Annotated in this window: 21 protein-coding genes; 9 read left to right on the top strand and 12 right to left on the bottom strand. The window is 70.1% G+C overall.

What is annotated here, in order from left to right; all coding sequences use genetic code 11:
- The first annotated feature begins 65 nt into the window (after positions 1 to 65).
- The 3 genes from AB0877_RS14890 (at position 66) to AB0877_RS14880 (ending at position 3,961) form a co-directional block, all read left to right on the top strand.
- Positions 66 to 1,580, top strand: a complete 1,515-nt coding sequence (locus AB0877_RS14890; RefSeq protein WP_366609106.1) for a family 43 glycosylhydrolase — start codon at positions 66 to 68, stop codon at positions 1,578 to 1,580.
- Positions 1,581 to 1,658: 78 nt separating this feature from the next.
- Entirely contained in the window at positions 1,659 to 3,317 is a 1,659-nt protein-coding gene (locus AB0877_RS14885) for an RICIN domain-containing protein (RefSeq protein ID WP_366609105.1), read from the top strand.
- Between the two features lie 119 nt (positions 3,318 to 3,436).
- On the top strand, positions 3,437 to 3,961 hold the full coding sequence (locus AB0877_RS14880) for a hypothetical protein (RefSeq protein ID WP_366609104.1): 525 nt from the start codon (positions 3,437 to 3,439) through the stop codon (positions 3,959 to 3,961).
- 52 nt (positions 3,962 to 4,013) lie between these two features.
- Here the strand turns inward: AB0877_RS14880 and AB0877_RS14875 are convergent, their stop codons facing one another.
- Together AB0877_RS14875 and AB0877_RS14870 are read right to left on the bottom strand one after the other, a co-directional pair.
- Entirely contained in the window at positions 4,014 to 5,279 is a 1,266-nt protein-coding gene (locus tag AB0877_RS14875) for a PHB depolymerase family esterase (RefSeq protein WP_366609103.1), read from the bottom strand.
- A 165-nt stretch (positions 5,280 to 5,444) separates the two neighbouring features.
- Positions 5,445 to 6,044 carry a hypothetical protein gene (locus AB0877_RS14870; protein ID WP_366609102.1) on the bottom strand — a complete coding sequence of 200 codons (600 nt, stop codon included), beginning with the start codon at positions 6,042 to 6,044 and terminating at the stop codon, positions 5,445 to 5,447.
- 116 nt (positions 6,045 to 6,160) lie between these two features.
- Between AB0877_RS14870 and AB0877_RS14865 the strand changes: the two genes are divergently transcribed.
- The 4 genes from AB0877_RS14865 (at position 6,161) to AB0877_RS14850 (ending at position 11,128) form a co-directional block, all read left to right on the top strand.
- Positions 6,161 to 8,476 carry a tetratricopeptide repeat protein gene (locus AB0877_RS14865; protein WP_366609101.1) on the top strand — a complete coding sequence of 772 codons (2,316 nt, stop codon included), beginning with the start codon at positions 6,161 to 6,163 and terminating at the stop codon, positions 8,474 to 8,476.
- 62 nt (positions 8,477 to 8,538) lie between these two features.
- Positions 8,539 to 9,678, top strand: a complete 1,140-nt coding sequence (locus AB0877_RS14860; RefSeq protein ID WP_366609100.1) for a sensor histidine kinase — start codon at positions 8,539 to 8,541, stop codon at positions 9,676 to 9,678.
- Positions 9,675 to 10,337: a response regulator transcription factor gene (locus tag AB0877_RS14855; RefSeq protein WP_366609099.1), complete on the top strand. Its 663-nt coding sequence runs from the start codon at positions 9,675 to 9,677 to the stop codon at positions 10,335 to 10,337. Before AB0877_RS14860 ends, AB0877_RS14855 begins: the two co-directional genes overlap by 4 nt.
- A gap of 98 nt (positions 10,338 to 10,435) precedes the next feature.
- A complete protein-coding gene (locus AB0877_RS14850) occupies positions 10,436 to 11,128 on the top strand; it encodes a DUF2306 domain-containing protein (protein ID WP_366609098.1) in 693 nt (230 codons plus the stop codon).
- Between the two features lie 67 nt (positions 11,129 to 11,195).
- Here AB0877_RS14850 and AB0877_RS14845 read toward each other — a convergent pair whose 3' ends face one another.
- The 9 genes from AB0877_RS14845 to AB0877_RS14805 all read right to left on the bottom strand — a co-directional run bounded on the left by AB0877_RS14845 (position 11,196) and on the right by AB0877_RS14805 (position 19,909).
- Positions 11,196 to 11,528, bottom strand: coding sequence for a TraR/DksA C4-type zinc finger protein (locus tag AB0877_RS14845; protein WP_366609097.1), 333 nt, complete (start codon positions 11,526 to 11,528; stop codon positions 11,196 to 11,198).
- Between the two features lie 337 nt (positions 11,529 to 11,865).
- Positions 11,866 to 12,600, bottom strand: coding sequence for a VOC family protein (locus AB0877_RS14840; protein ID WP_366609096.1), 735 nt, complete (start codon positions 12,598 to 12,600; stop codon positions 11,866 to 11,868).
- 87 nt (positions 12,601 to 12,687) lie between these two features.
- Positions 12,688 to 13,044 (bottom strand): DNA polymerase ligase N-terminal domain-containing protein, encoded by a 357-nt coding sequence (locus AB0877_RS14835; protein ID WP_366609095.1) that lies wholly within the window; start codon positions 13,042 to 13,044, stop codon positions 12,688 to 12,690.
- Between the two features lie 50 nt (positions 13,045 to 13,094).
- Positions 13,095 to 14,207 (bottom strand): Gfo/Idh/MocA family oxidoreductase, encoded by a 1,113-nt coding sequence (locus AB0877_RS14830; protein WP_366609094.1) that lies wholly within the window; start codon positions 14,205 to 14,207, stop codon positions 13,095 to 13,097.
- A complete protein-coding gene (locus AB0877_RS14825; RefSeq protein WP_366609093.1) occupies positions 14,177 to 14,887 on the bottom strand; it encodes a ThuA domain-containing protein in 711 nt (236 codons plus the stop codon). The genes AB0877_RS14830 and AB0877_RS14825 overlap by 31 nt, the downstream gene beginning before the upstream one ends.
- Positions 14,888 to 15,152: 265 nt before the next feature.
- Positions 15,153 to 15,380 (bottom strand): hypothetical protein, encoded by a 228-nt coding sequence (locus AB0877_RS14820; protein ID WP_366609092.1) that lies wholly within the window; start codon positions 15,378 to 15,380, stop codon positions 15,153 to 15,155.
- Between the two features lie 123 nt (positions 15,381 to 15,503).
- On the bottom strand, positions 15,504 to 16,979 hold the full coding sequence (locus AB0877_RS14815) for an RICIN domain-containing protein (protein WP_366609091.1): 1,476 nt from the start codon (positions 16,977 to 16,979) through the stop codon (positions 15,504 to 15,506).
- A gap of 29 nt (positions 16,980 to 17,008) precedes the next feature.
- Complete coding sequence (locus AB0877_RS14810; protein ID WP_366609090.1) at positions 17,009 to 18,448, bottom strand: glycoside hydrolase family 43 protein; 1,440 nt, start codon at positions 18,446 to 18,448, stop codon at positions 17,009 to 17,011.
- A gap of 36 nt (positions 18,449 to 18,484) precedes the next feature.
- On the bottom strand, positions 18,485 to 19,909 hold the full coding sequence (locus AB0877_RS14805; RefSeq protein WP_366609089.1) for a family 43 glycosylhydrolase: 1,425 nt from the start codon (positions 19,907 to 19,909) through the stop codon (positions 18,485 to 18,487).
- Positions 19,910 to 20,238: 329 nt separating this feature from the next.
- On the opposite strand from AB0877_RS14805, the gene AB0877_RS14800 reads away from it, so the two are divergent.
- Positions 20,239 to 20,838 carry a GNAT family protein gene (locus AB0877_RS14800; protein ID WP_366609088.1) on the top strand — a complete coding sequence of 200 codons (600 nt, stop codon included), beginning with the start codon at positions 20,239 to 20,241 and terminating at the stop codon, positions 20,836 to 20,838.
- Between the two features lie 18 nt (positions 20,839 to 20,856).
- On the opposite strand, the gene AB0877_RS14795 is transcribed toward AB0877_RS14800, so the two are convergent.
- Positions 20,857 to 21,732 carry an endonuclease/exonuclease/phosphatase family protein gene (locus AB0877_RS14795; RefSeq protein WP_366609087.1) on the bottom strand — a complete coding sequence of 292 codons (876 nt, stop codon included), beginning with the start codon at positions 21,730 to 21,732 and terminating at the stop codon, positions 20,857 to 20,859.
- A gap of 135 nt (positions 21,733 to 21,867) precedes the next feature.
- Here AB0877_RS14795 and AB0877_RS14790 point away from each other — a divergent pair, with 135 nt between their 5' ends.
- Entirely contained in the window at positions 21,868 to 22,398 is a 531-nt protein-coding gene (locus AB0877_RS14790) for a GNAT family N-acetyltransferase (protein WP_366609086.1), read from the top strand.
- The last annotated feature ends 88 nt before the right edge of the window (positions 22,399 to 22,486 follow it).

The following is a 22,486-nucleotide window of genomic DNA, read 5'->3' as shown; positions in this document are numbered from 1 at the left end:
TTCCCAGCCCTTCGTGCCTCTCCCACGGTGCTGGTCAGTCGTCATCCCGAGCTCGCGGAGGACAGATGCCGCTGCCATCCCGTCGAACCGACCCGAACACCCCTCGGGCCGTCCACCGGGGGCCTGCCGGCCACGGCGTCCCTCGACGCGTACGGTCGCTGCTGGCTGCGGTCCTGGTGGTGCTGTCCGTGTCGGCCGGCCTGCCCGTGGCCGCGCCCGCGCACGCCGCGCCCGCCGTTGCCTACACCAACCCGCTGGTGAACCAGCGAGCCGACCCGCACATCTTCCGGCACACCGACGGCTACTACTACCTGACCGCGACGGTGCCGCAGTACGACCGGATCGTGCTGCGCCGGGCCACCACCCTGCAAGGGTTGGCAACGGCGGCGGAGACGACGATCTGGAGCCGCCACACCAGCGGCGAGATGGGCGCCCACATCTGGGCACCAGAGATCCACTTCATCAACAACCGGTGGTACGTCTACTTCGCCGCGGGCCGGACCGACGACGTGTGGCGGATCCGGATGTACGTGTTGGAGAACGCCAGCGCCAACCCGTTGACCGGTTCGTGGACCGAACGCGGCCGGATCACCACACCCTGGGACACGTTCAGTCTGGACGCCTCGACCTTTGTCGCCAACGGGGTGCGCTATCTGACCTGGGCCCAGCAGGAGCCGGCCATCGGGAACAACTCCAACGTCTACCTCGCCCGGATGGGCGCCAACCCGTGGCAGATCACCGGCACCGTGACCCGGCTCGTCGTCCCGACGTACGACTGGGAGACCCGTGGCTACCGGGTCGCCGAGGGACCGGCGGTGATCCAACGCAACGGCCGGATCTTCCTGACCTACTCGGCCAGCGCCACGGACGCCAACTACTGCCTCGGCATGCTGAGCGCCTCCGTCAGCGCGAACCTGCTCGACGCCAACTCCTGGAGCAAGAGCCCCAGCCCGGTGTTCGCCAGCAATGCGGCCACCAGCCAGTACGGCCCCGGCCACAACTCGTTCACCGTCTCCGAGGACGGGCAGAGCGACATCCTCGTCTACCACGACCGGAACTACCGCGACATCACCGGCGATCCGCTCAACGACCCGAACCGACGCACCCGGCTGCAGAAGGTGTACTGGAACGCCGACGGCACCCCCAACTTCGGCATCCCGGTGCCCGACGGGGCCACGCCGGTGCGGCTGCGGTCACACGACCAGGCCACCAGCTACATCCGGCACTACGACTACCGGGCGCGGGTCGAGCCGAACGTGGCAAACCTGGCCGACTCCCAGTTCCGCATCGTCAGCGGTCTCGCCGGTGCCGGCTCGGTGTCGCTGGAGTCGACCAACTTCCCCGGTTACTACCTACGTCACCGGGGCTACGCCCTGTACGTGGAGAAGAACGACGGCTCGGCGCTGTTCGGCGGCGACGCGAGCTTCCGCCGTCAAGCCGGCCTCGCCGACAGCGCCGGGATCTCCCTGGAGTCGCAGAACTTCCCGGGTCGCCACGTACGCCACCGCGACGGGCTGCTCTACATCGAGACCGTCAGTTCGAGCGCCGAACGCGCCTCGGCCACCTTCCACCTGGAGTAACCGCCCACAGGTCGAGGTGCCCACGGTCGTCGACACCCGTTCCGGTTCGCCCGGAGCCCATTCCAGCCAGGAGGAGCGATGCCCTTCACCAGCACGAGAAGACCGTCCGGCGGTGGGTCGACCCGTCGCGGCCGGCGTACGGGCCTGGTGCTCGCCATGATCACCACGCTGGTCGGCGCCGCCGGTGCCGTTCTGGTCGGCGCACCGCCGGCAGTGGCTGCGAGCATCGACACCAACGCGTACTACGTCCTGGTCAACCGCAACAGCGGCAAGGTCCTCGACGTCCGGGACACCTCGACCGCGGACGGCGCGGTGATCCAGCAGTGGTCCCGCAACGACGGCGCGTGGCAACAGTTCCAGTTCGTCTCCTCCGGCAGCGGTTACTACCGGCTCAAGGCCCGGCACAGTGGCAAGGTCGTCGACCTCTGGGAGTGGAACACCGCCGACGGCGCCGAGTTCCGCCAGTGGCCCGATGCCAACGGCACCAACCAGCAGTTCCAGGTCCTCGACTCCGACAGCGGCTATGTCCGGCTGATCAACCGCCACTCCGCGAAGGCACTCGAGGTCTGGGAGCGGTCCACCGCCGACGGCGGTCGGATCAGCCAGTACGCCGACCTCAACGGGACGAACCAGCAGTGGCAACTGGTCACGGTCGGCGGTGGCGGCACGCCGCCGACCACCGGCTGTGGCAGCGGGTCGACGAACGCCGAGGCCGTACTGAGTGGAAGCACCTGGACGGCCCGCAACGGCTCGTCGACGGTCTACTCGGGTTCGGACATGCTGTCGGCGATGCAGGCGGCGGTCAACTCGCTCTCGGCGGGTCGTACGTCGAAGCAGCGGGTGGTGGTTCGCGGCTCCGGCTCGATGAGTGCGGGCTCGCGGTTGTCGCTGCCGTCGTACACGACGCTGGCCGTGTGCGGCACGATCAACGTGACCGGGTCGGGCTCGGGTGACCAGGCGCCGGTGTACTCGCGGGGAACCACTGACGTCGAGGTGCAGAACCTCACGCTGACCGGTTCGCCGTTGTACGGGATCTTCATGCGCAACGTGAACAACCTGACCCTTGGGCAGATCGACATGCGACTCTCCGGCGGTCTGGGCATCCGGATCGACAACCACGGGGGAGATCGCGCGGTCAAGGTGCGCAACATCCGCATCGACACGGTGTACGTGTCGGGGACCGGCACCCACGGGGTGGAGACGTACGGCGTGGACGGCCTGACGATCGGCACTGTCACCGCGCGGAACACCCGGGATTCGGGTCTGCTGCTCAATGACACGATCAACGCCACCGTTGGCACTGTCGACGCGCAGGGCGCCGGGGCCGGAACCGGGTACGCGGCGTTCCGGATGGCCAACCGCAACGGCCGGGTGGGCAACTCGTACCCGACCAACATCCGGGTCGGGACCGTGCTCGCGTCCGGCGGTGGCCGGGGGATCTTCTGCGTGTCCGAGTCCGGTGGCGCTGTCATCGACCGGGTGACGATCTCGAACACGGGGAACAACGCGATCCTGGTGGAGAACTGCTACAACGTCGTCATCGCCGGGGTTTCCGGGACGGTCACGGGCGGCGGTGAGGTGCGGATCGCGGCCCGGAGTGAATTCCCGATCTCCTCCGGCATCCGGTTCCAGAATCTGACCGTCAGCGGCACCAACATCACCCAGAGCCCCTGCGGTGGGGCGAACAACACGATCAGCAACGTCACCCGGGTGAACTCGACGCTGACGTGGTGTTGACCCGGCGCGGTGCGGCCGCCCGGATCCAGGGCGGCCGCTCCGGGCCGGATCGTGCTCGTGCGCCGGACCGGGCCGGTCGCGGGGTTTCGCCGGCGGTCGCTTGCGGGTAGCGATGGCCCATGAACCGCAATCTCGTCAAGGCTCTGCAGGTCGCGTGGGAGTTGCCGGAGTTCCGCACCGGGGTGCGACACGTGATCGATCTCGATGAGGTCGCGGTGCTGCTGGCCACGCTGTCCGTTCCGGAGCATGACCACGAGGTGGAGCGCAGCCTGCTGAGCCTGCTGCGGTCCGCCCTGGACACTGTCGAGATCCGGGAAGCCGTGTTGCTGCTGCTGGAGCAGGACGAGGTGCGCAGGCCGCTCGTCGCGGCGGCGGTGGAGCCGCTGGAGGAGCGGCCGGCTCAGGCTGCCGCCATCGCGTCGGCGGCCGAGGATCCGGTGGTACGGCGTGAGGTGCGGGCGGTGCTGGCCAGCGCCACGGTGCGCGAGCTGATCTGGCAGGCGATCGAGAACCAGCTGAGCGAGGACCGGTTCGGTCTGATCCGCCGGGCGGCGGTGCTGTTCGTGCGGCACCCGAGCGTCCGGCGTCTCGCCTGGGCCCTGCGCCGGCACGGGGTGTTACGGGAACTACGCCGCAACCGGTGATCGACGCCAGCCGGTGCCACCGGCACCGGCTGGCACGACCCCGTACGGAGGATCACCGACGACGGCGGGCCATCCACTGCCAGATGTGGGTGCCGTCGAGGCTCGGGTCGTTGCGGGCCACGTAGATCCAGGACCAGTGGCCGGGGAACTGGTAGCCGTTCCAGACGACGTGGTCGTACAGGCTGACCAGTGATCCCGGGATGAGGTCGTGGGCGTGGATCGTGTTGGTCTCGGGCGGCACCGTGTCGTCGTCGAGCGAGGTGACCAGCCAGGTCGGGGTCTTGATCTGCGCCAGCTCCGCGTCGGTGATCAGCGGCGGGCCCTCCCCGCTGAGCGGCTGGACGATGCCGCAGATCGGCACCGACGCGGCGAACAGGTCGGGGTAGGCGACTGTCATCTCCAGTGACATGTAGCCACCGTTGCTGCATCCGACCACGTAGATCCGGTCCGGATCGACACGCTTGCGGCGGACGAGGTCCTGGACGATCTCGCGGATCAGCGGGGCGAACCGGGGGCCGTCCTCCATCCAGTAGGAGGTGCTCTGCGGGGCGACGACGTACGCGCCGGTGAAGATCTGCTGGGCCTGCGGGGTGGCGAAACCGAGCGCGCCCCGGTTGGCGCGCAGCGTGGTCTCGTTGTCGTAGTAGTCGTCGGGCAGTGAGGCGCCCTCGCCGCCGCCGTGCAGCCAGACGATCAGCGGTCTCCGACCGCGCCGGGGCGAGTGGTCGGGAGAGTAGAGCCGGTACTTCAGACCCGAGCGCGAGACGTGGTGGCTGAAGGCGTCGACCTCGGGGTTGGACAGCCGCCCCTGCACGAAGCGCGTGATGGTGAGCGGCGAGCCGTGGCGTCGGACGATCGGGGTGTTCTGGGTGATGGTGTAGACGAGGTCCAGCCGGACGTTGCGGCCCCGGCTCAGGATGTAGCCGAGGGTGCCACCGCCGGGTTGACCCTCGGCGTGGCTCAACTCCAGCACGATGTTGCCCTGCCGGTCGAGTCGGGCGGCGGTCACCGTGCGGTCCAGGTCGTACTCGCTGAAGATCAGGTCGCCGGGGGCGATCGGGATCGGGCTGGTGGCCTTGGCATGCACGCTGAACGTGCCGGGGGTCAGCCCGGCCGGGTCGATCGACCCGAGCCGGGCGGTGTCGAGGGTGACCGAGGTGACCTGCTCACCGCCGTCGAGCGTTCTCGCGTCGAGGGTGAAGCTCACGCTGGTCGGGTGGTGACCACCGGCGTGGGCGGCGACGCCGGGCAGGGCCAGGCCGAAGGCGGCACCGGCCCCTCCGGCCAGAACGGTGCGACGAGTGACAGGCGTGGACATGCGACCCCCGTACCTCACGATTTAGACGATCGTCGATGACACCTCAACGTAACCCGGCGGAGATCCGCTGGCAACCGGTGCGGAAACGGGGTGATCAGGGCGTCCCCTGAGCCCGCCTGGGAGACGCCCTGACCGATCATGGGAGCAACGCCGCCCCCGACACCGTCAGCTCAGGCGCTGGAACACGGAGAACGGGTAGACCCAGGCGGGGTTGAAGATGAGGCCCAGCCGGTGCAGGTACCGCTGGCAGGTGCCCGGTTGCGCGGGGTCGGTGCAGAAGGTCACCCACAGCTCGGAGTAACCGTCCTTCTCGGTAGGGCTGTAGTGCACGACCTGGTCCCGCACGACGAACTGCATCGAGGTCAGTCGGGGGTCCTGCACGTCGTTGGGGAACGAGAGCGAGGTGTCCAGGCCGTACAGCACGATCTCGTTGGAGAACAGGCAGACGCTCGCCTGGAAGTACATCTCGTAGATGGTGGTGTAGGTCGCGGTCTCGTAGACCTCCTCGGAGACCTCCTCGCGGTAGCAGGGGGTGCCCGGCGGGAACGCGGGCGGCGTGGGCACCTGGATGGCGTTCGTCGTGATGTCACCCGTGGTGCGCGCCGCCTTCCCCGACGCGGTCACCCCGAGGCCGTTGTCGGCGCAGGCCGCCCTGGTCTCGCAGACGGCTGCGCCGGGCGCCGCCGACGCGGCCGCCGCCGGCACGGTGAGCGTCGCCGCGAGCACGGTCAGGGCCAGGACCAGAGGCTTGAGATGTACGGACACATGACCTCCAATGGTTCGATCAGTGCGTTCTGCACCCGAGCAGGATCGCCGGTCGGTCCCGGCCCTGGCCGGGATTCCGTACACGGCCGTACACTGACGAACGTCGATTGTCGACGGTGGGGAGCAGGGCGCTGGATGCTGCGGGGGCGCGAACGTCCGACGACCTCGCCGGGTTGTTGCGGGCGTTGCGACGCAGGCACGCCCGCCAACAGGGCGACAGTGAGCTGACCTATCGGGAGCTGGCCGCCCGCACCGGCTGGTCGCACACCGCTGTCGCCGAATACCTCACCGGCAAGACGCTGCCACCGACCGACCGGCTCGACGCGCTGGTCCGGCTCCTCGGTGCCACGCCGGCCGAGCAGGGCGCGTTGGCCACCGTCCGGGACCGCATCGAGGAGAGCCGCCGCCGCGCCCCACGCGCAGCCGTCCGGATGGTGCCCCGACAGCTGCCCGCCGACGTGGCCAACCTTGCCGGGCGGGACGACGAGTTGGCCCTTCTCGACAAGCTCGTCGCCGCGCCCACCGCCGTCGTGGTCGCCGCGATCTCGGGTACCGCCGGGGTGGGCAAGACCGCCCTGGCCGTGCACTGGGCGCATCGGGTCGCCGACCGGTTCGACGACGGTCAGCTCTACGTCAACCTGCGGGGCTTCGACCCGCGCGGGCAGACACTGAGCTCCGCCAAGGCGCTGCACGGCTTCCTGGACGCGCTGGAGGTGCCGGCCGCTCGGGTGCCCGCCGACCTCGACGCGCAGGCCGCCCTGTACCGCAGCGCGCTGGCCGGCAAGCGGGTCCTCATCGTGCTGGACAACGCGCGCGACGCCGAACAGGTCCGTCCGTTGCTGCCCGGCACGTCCACCACCGTGGTGCTGGTGACGAGCCGCAACCAGCTCACCTCGCTGGTCAGCCTCGACAACGCGCACCCGATTCCGCTCGGCCTGCTCAGCCGCGATGCGGCACGTCACGTGCTCACCAATCGGCTCGGCGCGGAACGGGTGGCCGCGGAGCCGGTGGCCGCCGAGGCGATCATCGCCGCCTGCGCCCGGCTACCGCTGGCGTTGAGCATCGCCGCCGCCAGAGCCCAGCAGTCCGGATTTCCGCTGACCACCCTCGCGACCGAGTTGGGGACGGCCGGCAGGCGGTTCGGTGTGCTGGACGCGGGTGACGCGGTCGGTGAGGTACGAGCGGTGTTCTCCTGGTCGTACACCGCGCTCACCCCGCCGGGGGCCGGCCTGTTCCGGTTGCTGGGCCTGCACCCGGGCCCGGACATCACGGTGGCCGCAGCGGCGAGCCTGGCCGGTCTCCCGGCGGACCGAACCCACCGGTCGCTGACCGAGCTGACCCGCGCCAACCTGCTGGCGGAGTACCGGCCCGGCCGGTTCACGGCGCACGACCTGCTGCGGGCGTACGCCGCCGAACTCAGCGACGGCACCGATCCCGAGCCGGACCGGCGGGCCGCCACCACTCGGCTTCTCGACCACTACACGCACACCACCCACACCGCCGACGCCCTGCTGCGCCCGCACAGCGACCCGGTCGACCACCTCATGACCCCGTCCGCGGCCGGTGTGCGGCCGGAGCGGCCCACCACCCATGCGGAGGCGATGGCCTGGTTGACCGCGGAGCATCCGGTCCTGCTCGCCGCGCTCCGGCAGGCCGCCGCCGCGGGATTCGACGCGCACACCTGGCGGCTGGGGCGGGCCCTCGACACGTTCCTGGACCGGCAGGGGCACTGGCATGACCGCCTCGAAACCTGTCGGGCGGCCCTGCGCGCCGCCGAGCGTCTCGGTGACCCGGTCGCGCAGGCGGTCGCGCACCGCTTCCTCGCCGGCGCGCACACCGTGGTCAACCGGTACGCCGACGCGCAGGAGCACCTCGAACAGGCCCTCGGTCTCTATGTCCGCGCCGCGGACACCGAGGGCGAGGCGCGTACGCACCAGAACCTCGCCTCGTTGTGGGACCGGCGAGGAGAGCCGCGCAAGGCCCTTGCGCACTCGGAGCGGACCCTCGTGCTGGCCCGGGCGGCCGGCCACCGCAGGGCGCAGGCCGACGCGCTCAACGCGGTCGGCTGGTGCCATGCCCAGCTCGGCGATCACCTCGCGGCGTTGGCGTACTGCGATCAGGCGCTCGAACTCCTCCAGCAGCTCGGCGACCGCGCCGGTGAGGCCGCCACCTGGGACAGTCTCGGCTTCGCACACCATCACCTCGGTCGGTACGACCGGGCCGTGCAGTGCTACGAGCGGACGCTGGAACTGACCCGCGACCTCGGCGACCGCTGGGGCGAGGCGGACACCCTCAGCCGGCTCGGCGACACCCGCCACGCCCTCGGCGACCCCGCCTCCGGCCGAGCCGACTGGCAACGGGCACTGGACATCTTCACGGCGCTCGAGCACGCGGACGCCGCCACCGTCCGCGCCAAGTTGCAGCGGCACTGATCGCGACCGCCTCGTACTTTGGGACGATCTGAAGTCGCACCACCGTTCGTACGATGAATCCCATGCGCCCTCGCCTGCACGCGGTGTTGGCCGAGCCGCGGGTCTCCCCCGCCCCGTCGCGGACGTGGCGCGACTGGGCGGTGGTCGCCGTCCTCGGGCCGGCGATCGTGCTGGAAGGAATCTCCCGACCCGATCTGCCCTGGCGGGTGGGCTGCGTCGTCGTCACGCTCGCGCTGCTGCCGACGCTTCTGTGGCGGCGCAGGGCCCCGCTCGCGATGGTGGTGATCGCGTTCGGCTGCACGACCGTCGCCCCGTTCGTGCTGCCCGGCGATCCGTGCCAGCTGTTCACGGCGAGCTTCCTGGTCGTCCTGGTCCACGCGCTGTTCCGCTGGGGCTCCGGCCGGGATGCCGTGATCGGCTCGTTCTTCGTGGTGGCCAAGGTGACCACCGCCGGTCTGGTCGGGTCGGTCGACGGTGGCGAGTTGGTCGCCGGTTTCGCGGTGATGTTCGCCGCCGCCGCGCTGGGTGTCGCGACCCGCTTCCGCGCCGCCGCCCGACTGCGCGAACTCGATCAGGTGAAGCTGTTGGAGCGGGAGCGACTCGCGCGTGACCTGCACGACACCGTGGCTCATCACGTGTCGGCGATGGCGATCCGCGCCCAGGCCGGCATCGCCGCGTCGGCGGGCCAGCCGGGCGCCGCCGTCGAGGCGCTGCGCACCATCGAGGCCGAGGCGTCGCGCGCGCTTGCCGAGATGCGGGCGATGGTTCGCGTCCTACGCCGCGACGAACCAGCCGATCTGGGTCCCCACCCGCAGGTCGCCGACATCGGACGCCTCGCCGGGCAGTTCCGCACCGGACCGACCGTCGACGTGGAGCTGTACGGCGATCTCGGTGACCTACCGCCCACTGTGGGCTCCGCGCTCTACCGCCTCGCCCAGGAGTCGGTCACCAACGCCCGCCGCCACGCCCGCCACGCCACCCGCATCGAGGTCAGCGTCGCTGCCGACGACACGACCGTGCGCCTGAGGGTCAGCGACGACGGCGAGACCGGCACCGCCCGTCCGGCCGGCTCGCCCGGTTTCGGCCTGGTGGGCATGATGGAGCGCGCCGATCTGCTCGGCGGCACCTGCGAGGCCGGCCCCAACCCGGGCCGGGGGTGGACCGTCACGGCCGTGCTACCGCGTGCGGGGGTCGGCAGGTGACGGTTCGCGTGCTCGTGGCGGACGACCAGGAGATCGTCCGTACCGGGCTCACCATCATCCTGAACACGCAGCCCGGCATCGAGGTCGTCGGTGGGGCCTGCGACGGCCGGCAGGCGGTCGCGCTCGCCCGGCGGCTCCGCCCCGACGTGTGTCTGTTCGACATCCGGATGCCGGGCATGGATGGCATCGAGGCCACCCGGGCGCTCGCCGGGCCCGCGGTCCCGGACCCGCTCGCGGTGGTCGTCATCACGACCTTCGACCTCGACGAGTACGTGTACGCGGCGCTGCGGGCCGGCGCCCGCGGCTTCTTGCTCAAGGAGGCCGGTCCGGCCCTGCTGAGCCAGGCGGTGCACGCGGCCGCGAACGGGGACGCGCTGATCGCGCCGAGCGTCACCACGCGGCTGTTGAAGGCGTTCGCCGAGGCGGATCCGGCCGCGCCGCGCACGCAGCCGATCGAGGCGCTCACCGACCGGGAGGAGCAGGTCCTGGTGGCCGTCGCGCGGGGGCGCACGAACCAGGAGATCGCCGACGAGCTCTACATCACGTTGAGCACCGTCAAGTCGCACGTCACCAGCCTGATGACCAAGCTGGGGGTGCGTAACCGGGTCGAGGTGGCGATGTGGGCGTACGAGACCAACCGCAGCCGCCGGCACTGGTGAGCGACGGAGGTACGACGACGGCGTCCGACCATGGGCCGACCCGATCGCGGCCCTTGTTCCGATGAGCGGGGGCGGGTGCGGCGTCCACCATCGGTGGCATGACGATCCGCGAGTGGCGGCTACCGGCCGCGTTGATCCTGCTGGGCCTGATACCGATGCTCGCCGGCGCGGGACGGCTCACCGAGTTGGGCGGCGCAGCGGAGGTCACCCCGGCCAACGCGCGCTTCGTCGCCGACCCGCTGCCGGTCGTGCTGCACATCGTCGGCGCGGTGGTCTACACGATCCTCGGCGCGTTCCAGTTCGTGCCCCGGCTGCGCCGCCACTCCTGGCACCGCCGCGCCGGCCGGGTGCTCGTCCCCTGCGGGCTGATGGTGGCGTTCACCGGCCTGTGGATGGCCGTCGCGTACGACCTGCCGGCCCACGACAACGACGTGCTCGCCGGTATGCGGCTCGTCTTCGGCTCGGCCATGGCCGGCTCGATCGTGCTCGGTCTCGCCGCCGCGCTGCGCCGGGACATCGCCCGACACCGCAGCTGGATGGTGCGCGGCTACGCGATCGGCCTCGGCGCCGGCACCCAGGCGTTCACCCACGCGCCGTACCTGATCGCGACCGGGGAGCAGCCCGACGGGAACCTGCGCGCCGGCCTGGTGGTCGCCGGTTGGGTGATCAACCTCGCGGTGGCCGAGTGGTACCTGCGGCGTCCGGCTCGGGTTGTGAGAGCGGCGGCAGCAGTCCCCGGAGCCGGCTCGTCCCCTGCGGCGTCTTTTCCGGGAAACCAGAGCCTTCACTGAGCGCACGGTCGGCCCGGCGCGTGGGGCGGTGTGGCTGCCGTGCCGGCGGCACGGCAGCCACCGGGCGTCACCTGCTCTGCTTCTCCTGGCAGGGCACGCAGAAACGGGCGTGCGGAAGAATTTCGAGCCGCTCGGCCGGGATACGCTGGCCGCACCTCTGGCAGGCGCCGTAGGTGCCGTCGCTGATCCGGCTCAGCGCACCGGTGATCTGCTCGATGTTCTGGCGGGTGGCCAGCAGCAGCGCGGCCTGGTTGTGGGCCTCGCCCGGGTCGCCGGTGTCCGCGTTGAGTTCGGTCAACTCCCGCAGCCGCGCCGTCTGGGCGGCGAAGTCGTCCGCCAGCGACGCGCGGAGGTCAGCCAGCCAACTCTGGTCGAGAGTGCCACGATGATCGACGCTCATGGTGTGCCTTTCAGGGAGAGGGTGGGAAAAACAAAAAGGGCCGAAGCTTGGATAGCTTCGCCCTGGCGGTCGTTCTGGGTGTGCAACGACTCCGCAGGTGGGCCTCGGCCGGTTCGCATCGGGCACGACGGTGTGTGCGCGGACACGGCGTGCGGCGCGCGGACAACCGGCACCCGCATGTCGGCCTCGGGGCGTGTGGCCGTCGGCACGCGCACAGCACCGCCCACCGCCACGTCAGTGGCGGCGGGCGAGCGGAAGGTCACCGGCGGCATCCCCCCACCATAGAGCGGGGTTTCCCTAATGCCAATCTTCAAGGAAGCTCACCGTTGACCGGTTGTCAGCTCGGGGTGAGGAGGCAGAATTCGTTGCCCTCCGGGTCGGCGAGCACCCGCCACGGGACGTCCTGCCCCAGCTCGATGGGGGTCGCGCCGAGACTTTGCAGCTGGGCCGCCTCAACCTCCGGGTCGTCACCGGGGTACGGACGGACGTCGAGGTGGACGCGGTTCCACCCGCTCTTCACGTCCGGGGTTCGGACGAACTCCAGGTAGGGGCCGACGCCCTTGGCGGAACGCAGTCTCGCGCCCCGGTCGTTCACCTCGTGCAGGGTCCAATCCGTGGCCTCGCTCCAGAACCGGGCCATGGCTCGCGGGTCGGCGCAGTCGACCACAACGGCGGCGATCGGTCCGGTGTCCCGGTAGACCGCCCTGGGCTCCAGCACGCAGAACTCGTTGCCCTCCGGGTCGGCCATGACCGTCCACGGCACGTCACCCTGGCCCACGTCGGCGGCGCTCGCGCCGAGTTCCGTCAGGCGGGCGACCACCTGCGCTTGGTGCGCCGCCGAGGTGGTGGCGAGGTCCACGTGCACGCGGTTCTTTCCCGTCTTGGGCTCGGACGAGGCGATGAGGTCGACGCAGACAGCGACCGGGTCCGGGTAGACGAAGCCCTCGGGTTCGAGGTTGGTCACGCCGGGTCCCTCACTGGAGATGTCCCAACCGAGCGCCTGCGCCCAGAAACCGCCCAGCGCGGAGTCGTTCCGAGCCTTCATGTTGATCTGCACAAGCCGGGTCGCCATGTCGGCGATGCTAAGGCCTGTGGAGTCGGCGATGGGACCCGCCCCGCAGCGGTGCGACGGGCTGACCCCGAGTCGTGTTGTTGCCCCCTATCTGTGCTGGTCCGAGGGCTGTTCCTTGGTCAGGTGCAGCAGCCACCCCTCGCCGGTGCGGATGAGCGCGTACCGCCGGCGAGCGGTGCGGCCGTGCAACGTGAACAGCATCCGGCGGTCGGTGCGATCATGCTCCTCCCAGGTGCCGATGTCGGCGATCGACTTGTCGACGTCCTCGTAGGTGAGGTGGTCGAGGTCGTGGTCGGGCACGGCGATCGCGAGCCGGTTGTCGCCGGGGCTGTCCGGCAGGCCGCGGGGCACCGCCCACGAGCGCAGCACGCCGTTCTCCTCCAGCCGCAGGTCGAAATGCGGTCGCGGTTTGCGGTGATGATGCAGGACGAAGGCGGGCGCCACGTTCCCATTGTCGGCGCCAGCCGGCTCTTCCGCCGGTCAACGCGACCACCTCACGAGGCCCGGTATGCCGCCCAGTCCTCGATCGGCGTGAGCGGAACCGGCTCGGGCCGCTCCACCACCGTCGTCAACTCGATCCGCTGACCGTCGGCCGCCGACCGCAGCAGGCTGGTCATGGTGTCGAGGACGTGCAGTGCGACCTCGCCGTCAGCACGCGGGGCACGCTGATCTTCGGCCCTAATCAGGTCGATCAGGCCGATGCCCCGGGAAGCCTTGGCGTAACCGGCCCGCGGTTCGAGAGCGCGCCATTCGGTGTCGCCGAGCGCGAAGAGGCGGACCTCGCCGTCGAAGTAGTTCGGGTCGGGCACCGCGAGCGTGCCGCCCTCGCCGTGCACCTCGATCGGCGCGGCCGTCGTCCGGACGCCGTCGAAGCTGGTCGTGATCGTGGAGAGCGCACCGTTCGTGTGCTCGAGCACGCCGGTGAGGTGGGTGTCCACCCCCACCGGGATCCGCTGGCCGGTGCGGGGGCCCGAGCCGATGACGCGCTCGGCGCGCAGGCGACTGGCGGCACCGGTCACCGACCGGACCGGTCCGAGCAGATGGATGAGCGCCGAGATGTAGTACGGCCCCATGTCCAGCAATGGGCCGCCGCCCGGGGCGTAGTAGAAGTCGGGGTTGGGATGCCAGCGTTCGTGCCCCGGAGTGACCATGACGGCCGACGCGGACATCGGTCGGCCGATGAGCCCCCCGTCGATCGCCGCACGCGCTGTCTGCGTGCCCGTACCCAGGACGGTGTCCGGCGCGCACCCGACGCGGACGCCGGCCGAAGCGGCCCGTTCGATGATCGAGCGGCCGTCCGGGAACGTCACGGCGAGCGGCTTCTCCACATAGACGTTCTTGCCGGCGTCGATCGTGCCCAGCGAGATGTCGGCATGGGCCGCGGGGATGGTCAGGTTGAGCACGGTCTGCACGTCCGGGCGGGCGAGCAGACGCTCGACGCTCATCGCCTCGGCTCCCGGTATCGTGGCCGCGACCTCGGCCGACCGGGAGGCGTCGAGGTCGGCCACCGCGACGATGTCGACCTCAGGATGGTCCGCGAGTGTGTCGAGGTACGCGCGGGAGATGACCCCGAGACCTATGACGCCGACGCGGTGCGGGTCGCCCACACCATCCCCCTCTCGATCACGGTACGGACATCCGCGTGCTCCAGCACGTCGAGGCTGTGCCCCGGGGTCGTCACGACGACACGCCCGGCACCCCACTGTCGGGTCCAGATGGCCGGCGAGGTGACCGGCCGATGCCACGGATGCCACGCCTGCGTCGGGTGGGTGGTCACGGCCAGCACGTCGATCAGGTCGTCGTGCAGCACCCAGTACTGCTCGGTGACGAGGTCGAAGTCCTCGATGCCCGCGGTGATCGGGTGCTCCCGGCCGAGGTCGGTGACGCGCACCGTGTGCGGCAGGAAGTTGTCCTCCGGGCCACCGTGACGCTCACACGGCTCGAGGCCCGGATGGGTCGCGAACTGGCCGCCCACCAGGTGCAGGTATTCGGCTGACGCGCGGAACGAGTCGACGATGCCGCCGTGCCAGCCGGTGAAGCCCGTGCCGGCGATGACCGCCGCGCTGAGGCCCGCCACCTGGTCCGCGGTGATCTGCGACATCGTCATGCACTGCACGACGAGGTCGGTCTGGGCCATCTCGGCGGCGTCGGCGTAGATCTCCGTCGACTCCTCGACCCGTACGGCATAGCCGCTTCGTTCGAGGAAGGGGAGGAACAACTCGGTCGCCTTGACCGGCTGGTGCCCCTCCCAACCGCCCCGAACCACCAGTGCTCTCCGCTGCGCCACCGTCGCTCCCTCCCACGGCCGTCGTCACCGGGCTGGCCGCTCCCGCCCCGACGACGGGTCGTCCATGCCCAAACGTGCCGAGCACCGAAACCGTACCCGTGCTCGCCGACAAAGCCGACGTACGTCGGGCGCCGGATTCCACTCTGCCCGCTCGGCTTGGGCCACACCACCAGTGAGCGCCGCGGTGGAATGCCACGGCGCTCACGACCGGCATCGGTCTGATGTCGACCGCCGCGCCGACCCTCGGTGTACGCGGACGAAGCGATCAACCGCTACGGCGGTTACCCCACTGGCGGGGGCCCTGGACCGAGCCCCGGCCGCCGAAGTGCTGACCCTTCCCGATCGGCTGAGGTGAGGCGACCTTGCCCTTCGCGCGTCGGGCGGCCCGATTCGCGGGAGCGGCAGGCGGGTCGGTCTCGCCCTCGGTCTCGGCCGTGATCGAGGTGTCGGCTGCCGCCTCGTGGGCGTCCTGGTCGGGCTCGGGCTCCGGCATCGGGGTCTCCTTGGATCTGGTGGGTTCTGCGGGCCATCGACGACCGGCGGACGCGGACTCTCGACGCCGGGGCGCGCGCCTTGACGGTAGCGCAACGCCAGCCCCACCTACGTCGGACGACCCTCAGACGGCGGTGCGCGACCACTGCTGGTTGGTGCCGGAGTTGCACGAATACTGCTTGATGACCACTCCGTCCGCGGTCGCCGCGGCCGGCACGTCCACGCACTTGCTGCTGTGTCGTGCCCGGAGTTGGAAGTAGGCGCCGTTGCTGACCAACTGGAACTGCTGGTTGGCCCCGGTGCCGCAGGTGTACTGGACGAGCTCGGCGCCGTCGGCGGTGGATCCGCTCACCACGTCGAGGCACTTTCCGCTGTGCCGGCTGACGATGCGCCAGTAGCCGCTGCCGGCGTCCTGGAACTGCCACTGCTGCCACGCACCACCGCCGTACGTGTACTGGCCGACGCGAGCGCCGTTGGCGGTGTTCGGCTGCTGGACGTCCATGGCCTTGCCGCTGTGCCGCGCGTCGATCCGGTAGAACGTTCCCGTCGAGGGTGGGGGTGTCGTCGGGCCGTCGCCGACGGTGTCGCCCCACGCGTACCGGATCCGGTCCGCGCCCGAGGTGTTGCGGATGGTCAGGTTGAGGTCGGTGCCGCTGCCGCTCAACGCGAACATCGAGTACCAGTCGTAGCCGATGGTGCCGGTCTTGCCGCCGAGGGCGGGCCAGTAGGTGCCGCCCATCTGGTTGTCGCGCATGACCTGGGCCATGGCCCGGATGTAGCGCACGAAGTTGTCGGTGCTGCCCGCGTCGGCGTAGTTGCGGCCGTCGTTCATGGGCGCGCCGAACTCGGTCGCGACCGCCCGGGAGGCGCAGTTGCCGAGGCGGGCCTGGATGTGGCTGCGGAAGGCGTCGTAGGTCATCGCGCCGTAGAAGAAGGCGTAGTAGTGGAAGGACAGCAGGGTCGAGGTGAAGCGGCTGTCGTTGCAGATGTCGCGCAGATCCTGGCTGAAGCCGGTGCCGCCGATGAGCACCCGGCCGGGCACCGCCGAGTAGTGGTAGGTGAGCCAGTTGGCCGCGACGTTGCGCCACTCCGCCGAGCTGTAGCCGTGCGGCTCGTTCATCGGCTCGAAGTAGACATTGGTGTTCGTGCCGTACGTGTTGGTCACGGTGGACCACATCGCGTTCCACGCGGCGAGGTTCGTGATCCTGCCGCCGGAGGCGGCACCGTCCTCCCAGTAGGCGAGGATGACCTTGAAGCCGCGGGCCGTGGCCGCGTCGATGGCGCCTCGGTACGCCTCCCACCAGGCCGTCCCCACCGTGTGGGTGTTGATCGGGAGCCGGATCGTGTTGACCCCCATGGTGGACGCCATGTCGTCGTACAGGGCGTTGGCCTTGGCCCGCACCGTCGCGTTGCTGTCGGACGCGCTCAGGCCCTGCACGACGAGGGGGCTGGTCTTGAAGTTGTCACCCAACACGGCCCAGTTCATGCCGCGGAACTGGTTGGTGGCGGCGGTGGCCGGCGTCGACGCGACGACGACGACCCCCACCATCGCCGTCAGCGCGGCCACCAGGGCGGCGAGCACCCGTCGATGTAGTGCCACAGTCGGAACTCCTTGATCAGGGGCCAGCGTCAGCTGGTCACGCGGAAGGTGGCGTCGGCCCGGCTCTGCGCGTCGGGCACCGGGTCGAGCCGCAGCAGGTAGGCGTAGTGCCGGAGGTAGCGGTCCGGGTGGCTGTACGACTGGAACGACGTCCACGAGGAGTTGGCGAGACCCGCGACCTGCCGGAAGGTGGCGTCGGCGGCGAAGGTGGAGGTGCCGTCGTTGGCTTCCAGTCGGAAGTCGTACCCGTAGTGGCGTAGGTAGTGGCCCGGGTAGTTGACCGACTGGATGGAGACGGTTCCGGAGCCGACCAGACCGGGCACCAGCCGCCACTGGCCGTCCTGGGCCGGGCTGACGTTCGGGTCGATGCGGACGTCGTAGTCGTAGTGCCGCACGTAACGGTCCTGGAAGTTGTACGACTGGATCCGGTTGACAGCGGCGGCGGGCCAGCGGGCGAGGACCCGGCTCTGCTCGGCCGCGGTCAGGTTGAGGATCGAACCATGCCGCTTCTTGGTGCCACCCATCGAGTACGAGCCGGACGCCGGCAGTCGGTAGCTGCCCGGGCTCGACGGATCGGTGGTCAGCACCGGCAGGTAGCCGCGTCCGCTGGAGTACTGGTCGAGGTAGAGGACCCACTCGTTGCGGGTGTTCATCTTCATCCACATCGGGCCCTCGACCTGCGCGCCGGTCAGACCGATGCCGGAGAGGTTTCCGAGGCTGGTCCAGGTGCCGAGGATGGAGTTGCTGCCTTCGATGCCGATCTGGCCGTCCCGGGAGGCCCGGACGTAGCGGTAGGCGCCGACACCGGTCGGCACCTCGACGATCTGGGTGTCGATGATCTCCTGGTTCCCAGGCCGGTTGATGTAGACCTGCGGCGTGGTGACGCTGCGGAAGTTTGCCGTCCGCGCGTAGTAGATGCGGTGCTTGGTAGCCCCGTTGAGCGGGACGTTCGTCGCCCAGTAGAGGACGTAGTCATTGGTGGCGGGGTTCCAGATCGCCTCCGGCGCCCAGGCGTTGCGTCCGTCCGGGATCGCGCCGGCGACGTTCAGCAGCCAGGGCGCCGACCAGTTGACCAGGTCGGTGGACTCCCACACGACGAGGTTGCGGCTGCCGTTGTTGATCGCGGCCGACCAGTCCTGACCGCAGCCGATGCACAGGTCGGTGGCGATGATCCAGTACCGGTCGCCGTTCGGCGAGCGGACCAGGGCGGGGTCGCGTACGCCGCGGGTGCCGATCGTGGAACGCAGGACGAGCCCGCCGTTGTTGAGGTCCGTCCAGCGCAGGCCGTCGGTGCTGTGGGCGAGGTAGATCTGCTGGTCGGTCGACGACTCGCCGGTGAAGTGCGCCATCAGGTAGCCGACGGTCGGGTCCAGCGCGGCCGCCTCCTTCGGTGTCGCCGCCGACCAGGTGGTGAACAGCAGACAGGCGGCGACCATGACCGCGCAGAGCCGGGCGAGGACTCTCGACATGTGTCTCTCTCCTTAGCGCAGGGGCTTAGCAGTCAGCTACAGGGCCGGCACGACGGGCCGGATGGTGCCGTCGGTGTTGAACTCCATCCGGTCGATGGCGGTCTCGCGGTTGGTGCCGTTGCCGGCCGGAACGGCGAAGCGGTGGTAGGCGATGTACCAGGTGTCGCTGCCGGGAGCCCGGACCACGGAGTGGTGGCCGGTGCCCTTGATGCCCGCGTCGAGACGCTTCTGCAGCACCACGCCGCGCTTCGTCCACGGCCCGAGGGGTGAGGAGCCGGTGGCGTAGGCGACCCGGTAGTCCTCGCTGCGTGTGTCGTTCTCCGACCACATGAAGTAGTACAGACCGTTGCGCTTGAACACGAACGGCGCCTCGTTGTAGCCGGACGGGGTGATGACCCGCGCCTGCGCCACGTCGAAGGAGACCATGTCGGCGTTCAACCGCACCGCTCGCGCGATGCCCTGCCCCCAGTACAGGTAGGACCGCCCGTCGTCGTCGGTGAACACCATGGGGTCGATCGTCTGCCCGCCGGAGAACTGGTCGCTGCGGATCAGCGGTCGGCCCAGCGCGTCCCGGAACGGACCGGTGGGGCTGTCGGCCACCGCCACGCCGAGCTGTTTGGCGGTGTTGCCACTGGCCGCGCCGCCGCTGAAGTACAGGTAGTAGCGGCCGTTGGCGCTGGCCACCGCTGGTGCCCAGGCCGAGTTGTCCGCCCAGGAAACGTCCGGTCCGTGGTCGAGGATCACGCCGTGGTCGGTCCAGGTGACCAGGTCGGTGGAGGAGAACGCCTTGTAGTAGGTGCCGGCCCAGCTCGCGTAGCCGTCGGTGGTCGGGTACAGGTAGTAGCGGCCGTCGAACACGGCGATGTGCGGGTCGGCGAAGAGACCCGGGATCACCGGACCCTTGGTGGTCCTGGGTGCCCAGGGCGCGACGAGGCGGAAGGAGCTGTCCGCCCGGAACGCGGCCGTGTCCTGATAGGCGTCGAGCCACAGGGCGAAGTCGCGGTGCCGGATCCGCCGGGTCGGATAGTTGTACGAGGCCAGCGCCACCGACCCGCTGACCGAGCCGTCCACCGCGCAGAAGGTCGCGTCGGCCCGGAATGACGCGTCGCCGGTGTTCGGGTCGACCCTCAGCCGGTAGTCGCGGTGTCGCAGGAACAGGCCGGCCTTCGTCTGAAAGGAGTAGCAGGCCGGCGATGCCAGGCCGTTGACCACGGTGAAGGTGGCGTCGAGCTTGGTCTGGTTGGCGCTGCCGGAGGTCACCGGGTCGAGCTGACCGAGGTAGTCGATGTGGCGGACGTACCGTCCGGCTTGGTTGACCGCCTCCAGCGAGACGGCCCCGGTCGGCAGCGTGGCGGCCTTGGCCGGCCCGTCGGCCACCACCACGACCGCCGCTGCGACCACGGCGGAGAGCACGAGGAGCGCACGCAGACGGGCGGTCGATGCTTCCGGCAGCGATGCCACCCTCCTGCGCCGTGAGTCCACCGGCCCCGCCCCTCTCGCAAGATCATCTATGTTAGCGTTAACACATTCAACAGCGTCAGGGCCCAAGCCCAGCGGCCCTGGCGACGGGTTCGGAGTCTTCGCATATGGCGCCTCTGGCCGCGTGGCGACACAGGCACAATGTGTTCGGTTCGTTACGTTCGCGTTGCGGACAAGTGTTAGCGATCGCATCCACGAGTGTCAAGGCATCGAGAGTGGACGCTCCCCCGACGTCGCACCGGGCCCGTCCACCTGCGACCAGCGACCGGAAACCGCTTGCCCGTCAGCGGCGTCACGCAGAGGATCAGCCGATGCCCAATGACCAGGCGACCGCCGACTTCTCCACCAAGCCCACCCTCACCGGCGAGCGGGTGATCCTGCGTCCGTTCGTCGAGGACGACCTGGACACCTTCCGGGCGGCGGTGGCCGACCCCGAAGTGGCCCGACTGACCGGCAGTCCGGTCGACGACGCTCCCGACGAGGAGCGGATGCGGTCCTGGTACGGCAGCCGCAACGCCCAGACCGACCGCCTCGACCTGGCGGTCGTGGACCGCGCGAGCGGGGCCTGCGTCGGCGAGGTGGTCCTCAACGACTGGGACCCCGACAACCGGAACTGCAACTTCCGCACCCTGCTCACCGCCGCCGGCCGCGACCGTGGCCTCGGCACCGAGGCGGTACGCCTCGTCGTCGGCTACGGCTTCGAGAGCCTCGACCTGCACCGCATCTCGCTGGAGGTGTTCGCCTTCAACCCCCGCGCCCGACGGGTGTACGAGAAGGTCGGCTTCGTCGTCGAAGGCGTGCTGCGGCAGGTCCTGCGCGACGGTGACGACTGGGTCGACGCCACGGTGATGGCGATCCTCGCGCCCGAGTGGGCGGCGCACCGGGGGCATCCGGAGCGCCGCGACTCGTAGCCGGCAACGCCGAAGACGTCAGCTCTGGACGGAGAACGTCGCGACGACTCCGTTGTGGTCGGAATTGGTGCCGCCGACGATGTCGTAACCGGTCATCCACATCAGCTGGTACTCGGGCAGCCGCTTCCAGAAGTAGACGTAGTCGATGTGCCGGTTGCCGTGCGTCCCGGTGCCCTTCTCGCCGTAGAGGTTGTAGTTGGAGCGCAGGTTGGGCAGCTCGTTGGCTTCGAAGACCTGCCACGGGAACTTGGCGTACCCGTAGCTCCGGTCGGCGCTGAAGTCGACGTTGAGATCACCGCTCACGATGACCTGTCCCTCGGCCTGCTTGTTGACCGCCAGTTCCTTGAGGCCCTGAAACTGCGCTTCGGCGCACCTGGTGCGCGGTAGGTCCTGCGGCTGGCCGGCCGTCTCGATGCTGGCCACCGCGTGGGCGTTGATCTGGGTGACGTTGCGGCCACTGGCCTTGTGCCGGTACGTGGCCCAGTTGTTGTACCGCGCGGGCGGGACCTCGCCCGGACCGTTGGTGTCGCAGACGAAGATCGATCCCTTGTCGAGGACGTCGAACATGCTCTTCTTGGCGATCAGCGCCTCGCCGGCCTGGTTGGTGCCTCCCGGCGCGTACAACCACCAGCCGTTGTCGGCGGCCCAGTTCTCCAGGTACGCCTTGCGGTTTCCGACCTCGTTGAGCCCGACGAGGTCGGCCTTGGACGCGATCAGGTTCAGATCGTGTGCGAACTCGGCCTGACTCAACCCGTAGTAGATGTTCAGCGTCGCCGCCCTGAAGGTCACGCTGGCGGCGGTCGCCGGGGCCGCCGGCAGCAGGGCCACCCCCAGCGCGAGCGCGCTCGCGAGTGCGCCCAGCGCGCGGGCCGACCAGTTCGTTGTGCTGCGCATCGACTTCCCTCCGCCTGGAACGCCGGCGGTGGCCGGCCAACGGACACTATCGATTCCGGCCGAAGCGACGCCGAACATCCGGTGACGAAGCATCGACGAACCTGGGTCGGCCACTGCTCGGACTACCATTCGGCCATGGACGACACCACCCACGACGTACGCATCAGACGCGGCGGCCCGGCCGACGCACCCGCCGTCCTGGGCATGCTCGACTCCGCGGTGGTCTGGATGAACGACCGGGGCAACACCGAGCAGTGGGGCACGACGTCGTTCTCGGAGAAGCCCGAGAGGGTCGAACAGGTCGACCGGTACCTCAGCGAGAAACTCCCGTACATCGCGGAGGTGGACGGGACGCCGGCCGCAGCCCTCGTGTTGGATTCCGGGCCCGACCCCCGGCTGCCGATCTCGCCCGCCGAAGAGCCCGAGCGGTTCGTCCGCCTCCTGGTCTCCGACCGACGGTTCGCCGGCCGGAAACTCGGGTCGGCCCTGTTGGCGCACGCCGTCGCGGAGACCCGGCGCGCCGCCGTGCGGTTGCTACGGGTCGACTGCTGGGCGGGCGGCGGTGGCGAGTTGGTGGCGTACTACGAGCGCCACGGGTTCACCCCCACCGAAACCTTCCTGGTGGGAAGCTGGCCGGGGCAGGTGCTGGCCCAACGGGTCGACTGAGTCGCGCGCCCACTGCCGCCGAGCGTCGGGCGGGGGCCGCCGGAGAGATATTCGGGCGTCTCGCCGGGGTGCGTCCACTAGCGTCCCG

The sequence above is a fragment of the Micromonospora sp. NPDC047644 genome (assembly GCF_040704315.1).
GTDB lineage: Bacteria > Actinomycetota > Actinomycetes > Mycobacteriales > Micromonosporaceae > Micromonospora.
This window is presented reverse-complemented; position numbering and strand designations above follow the sequence as displayed.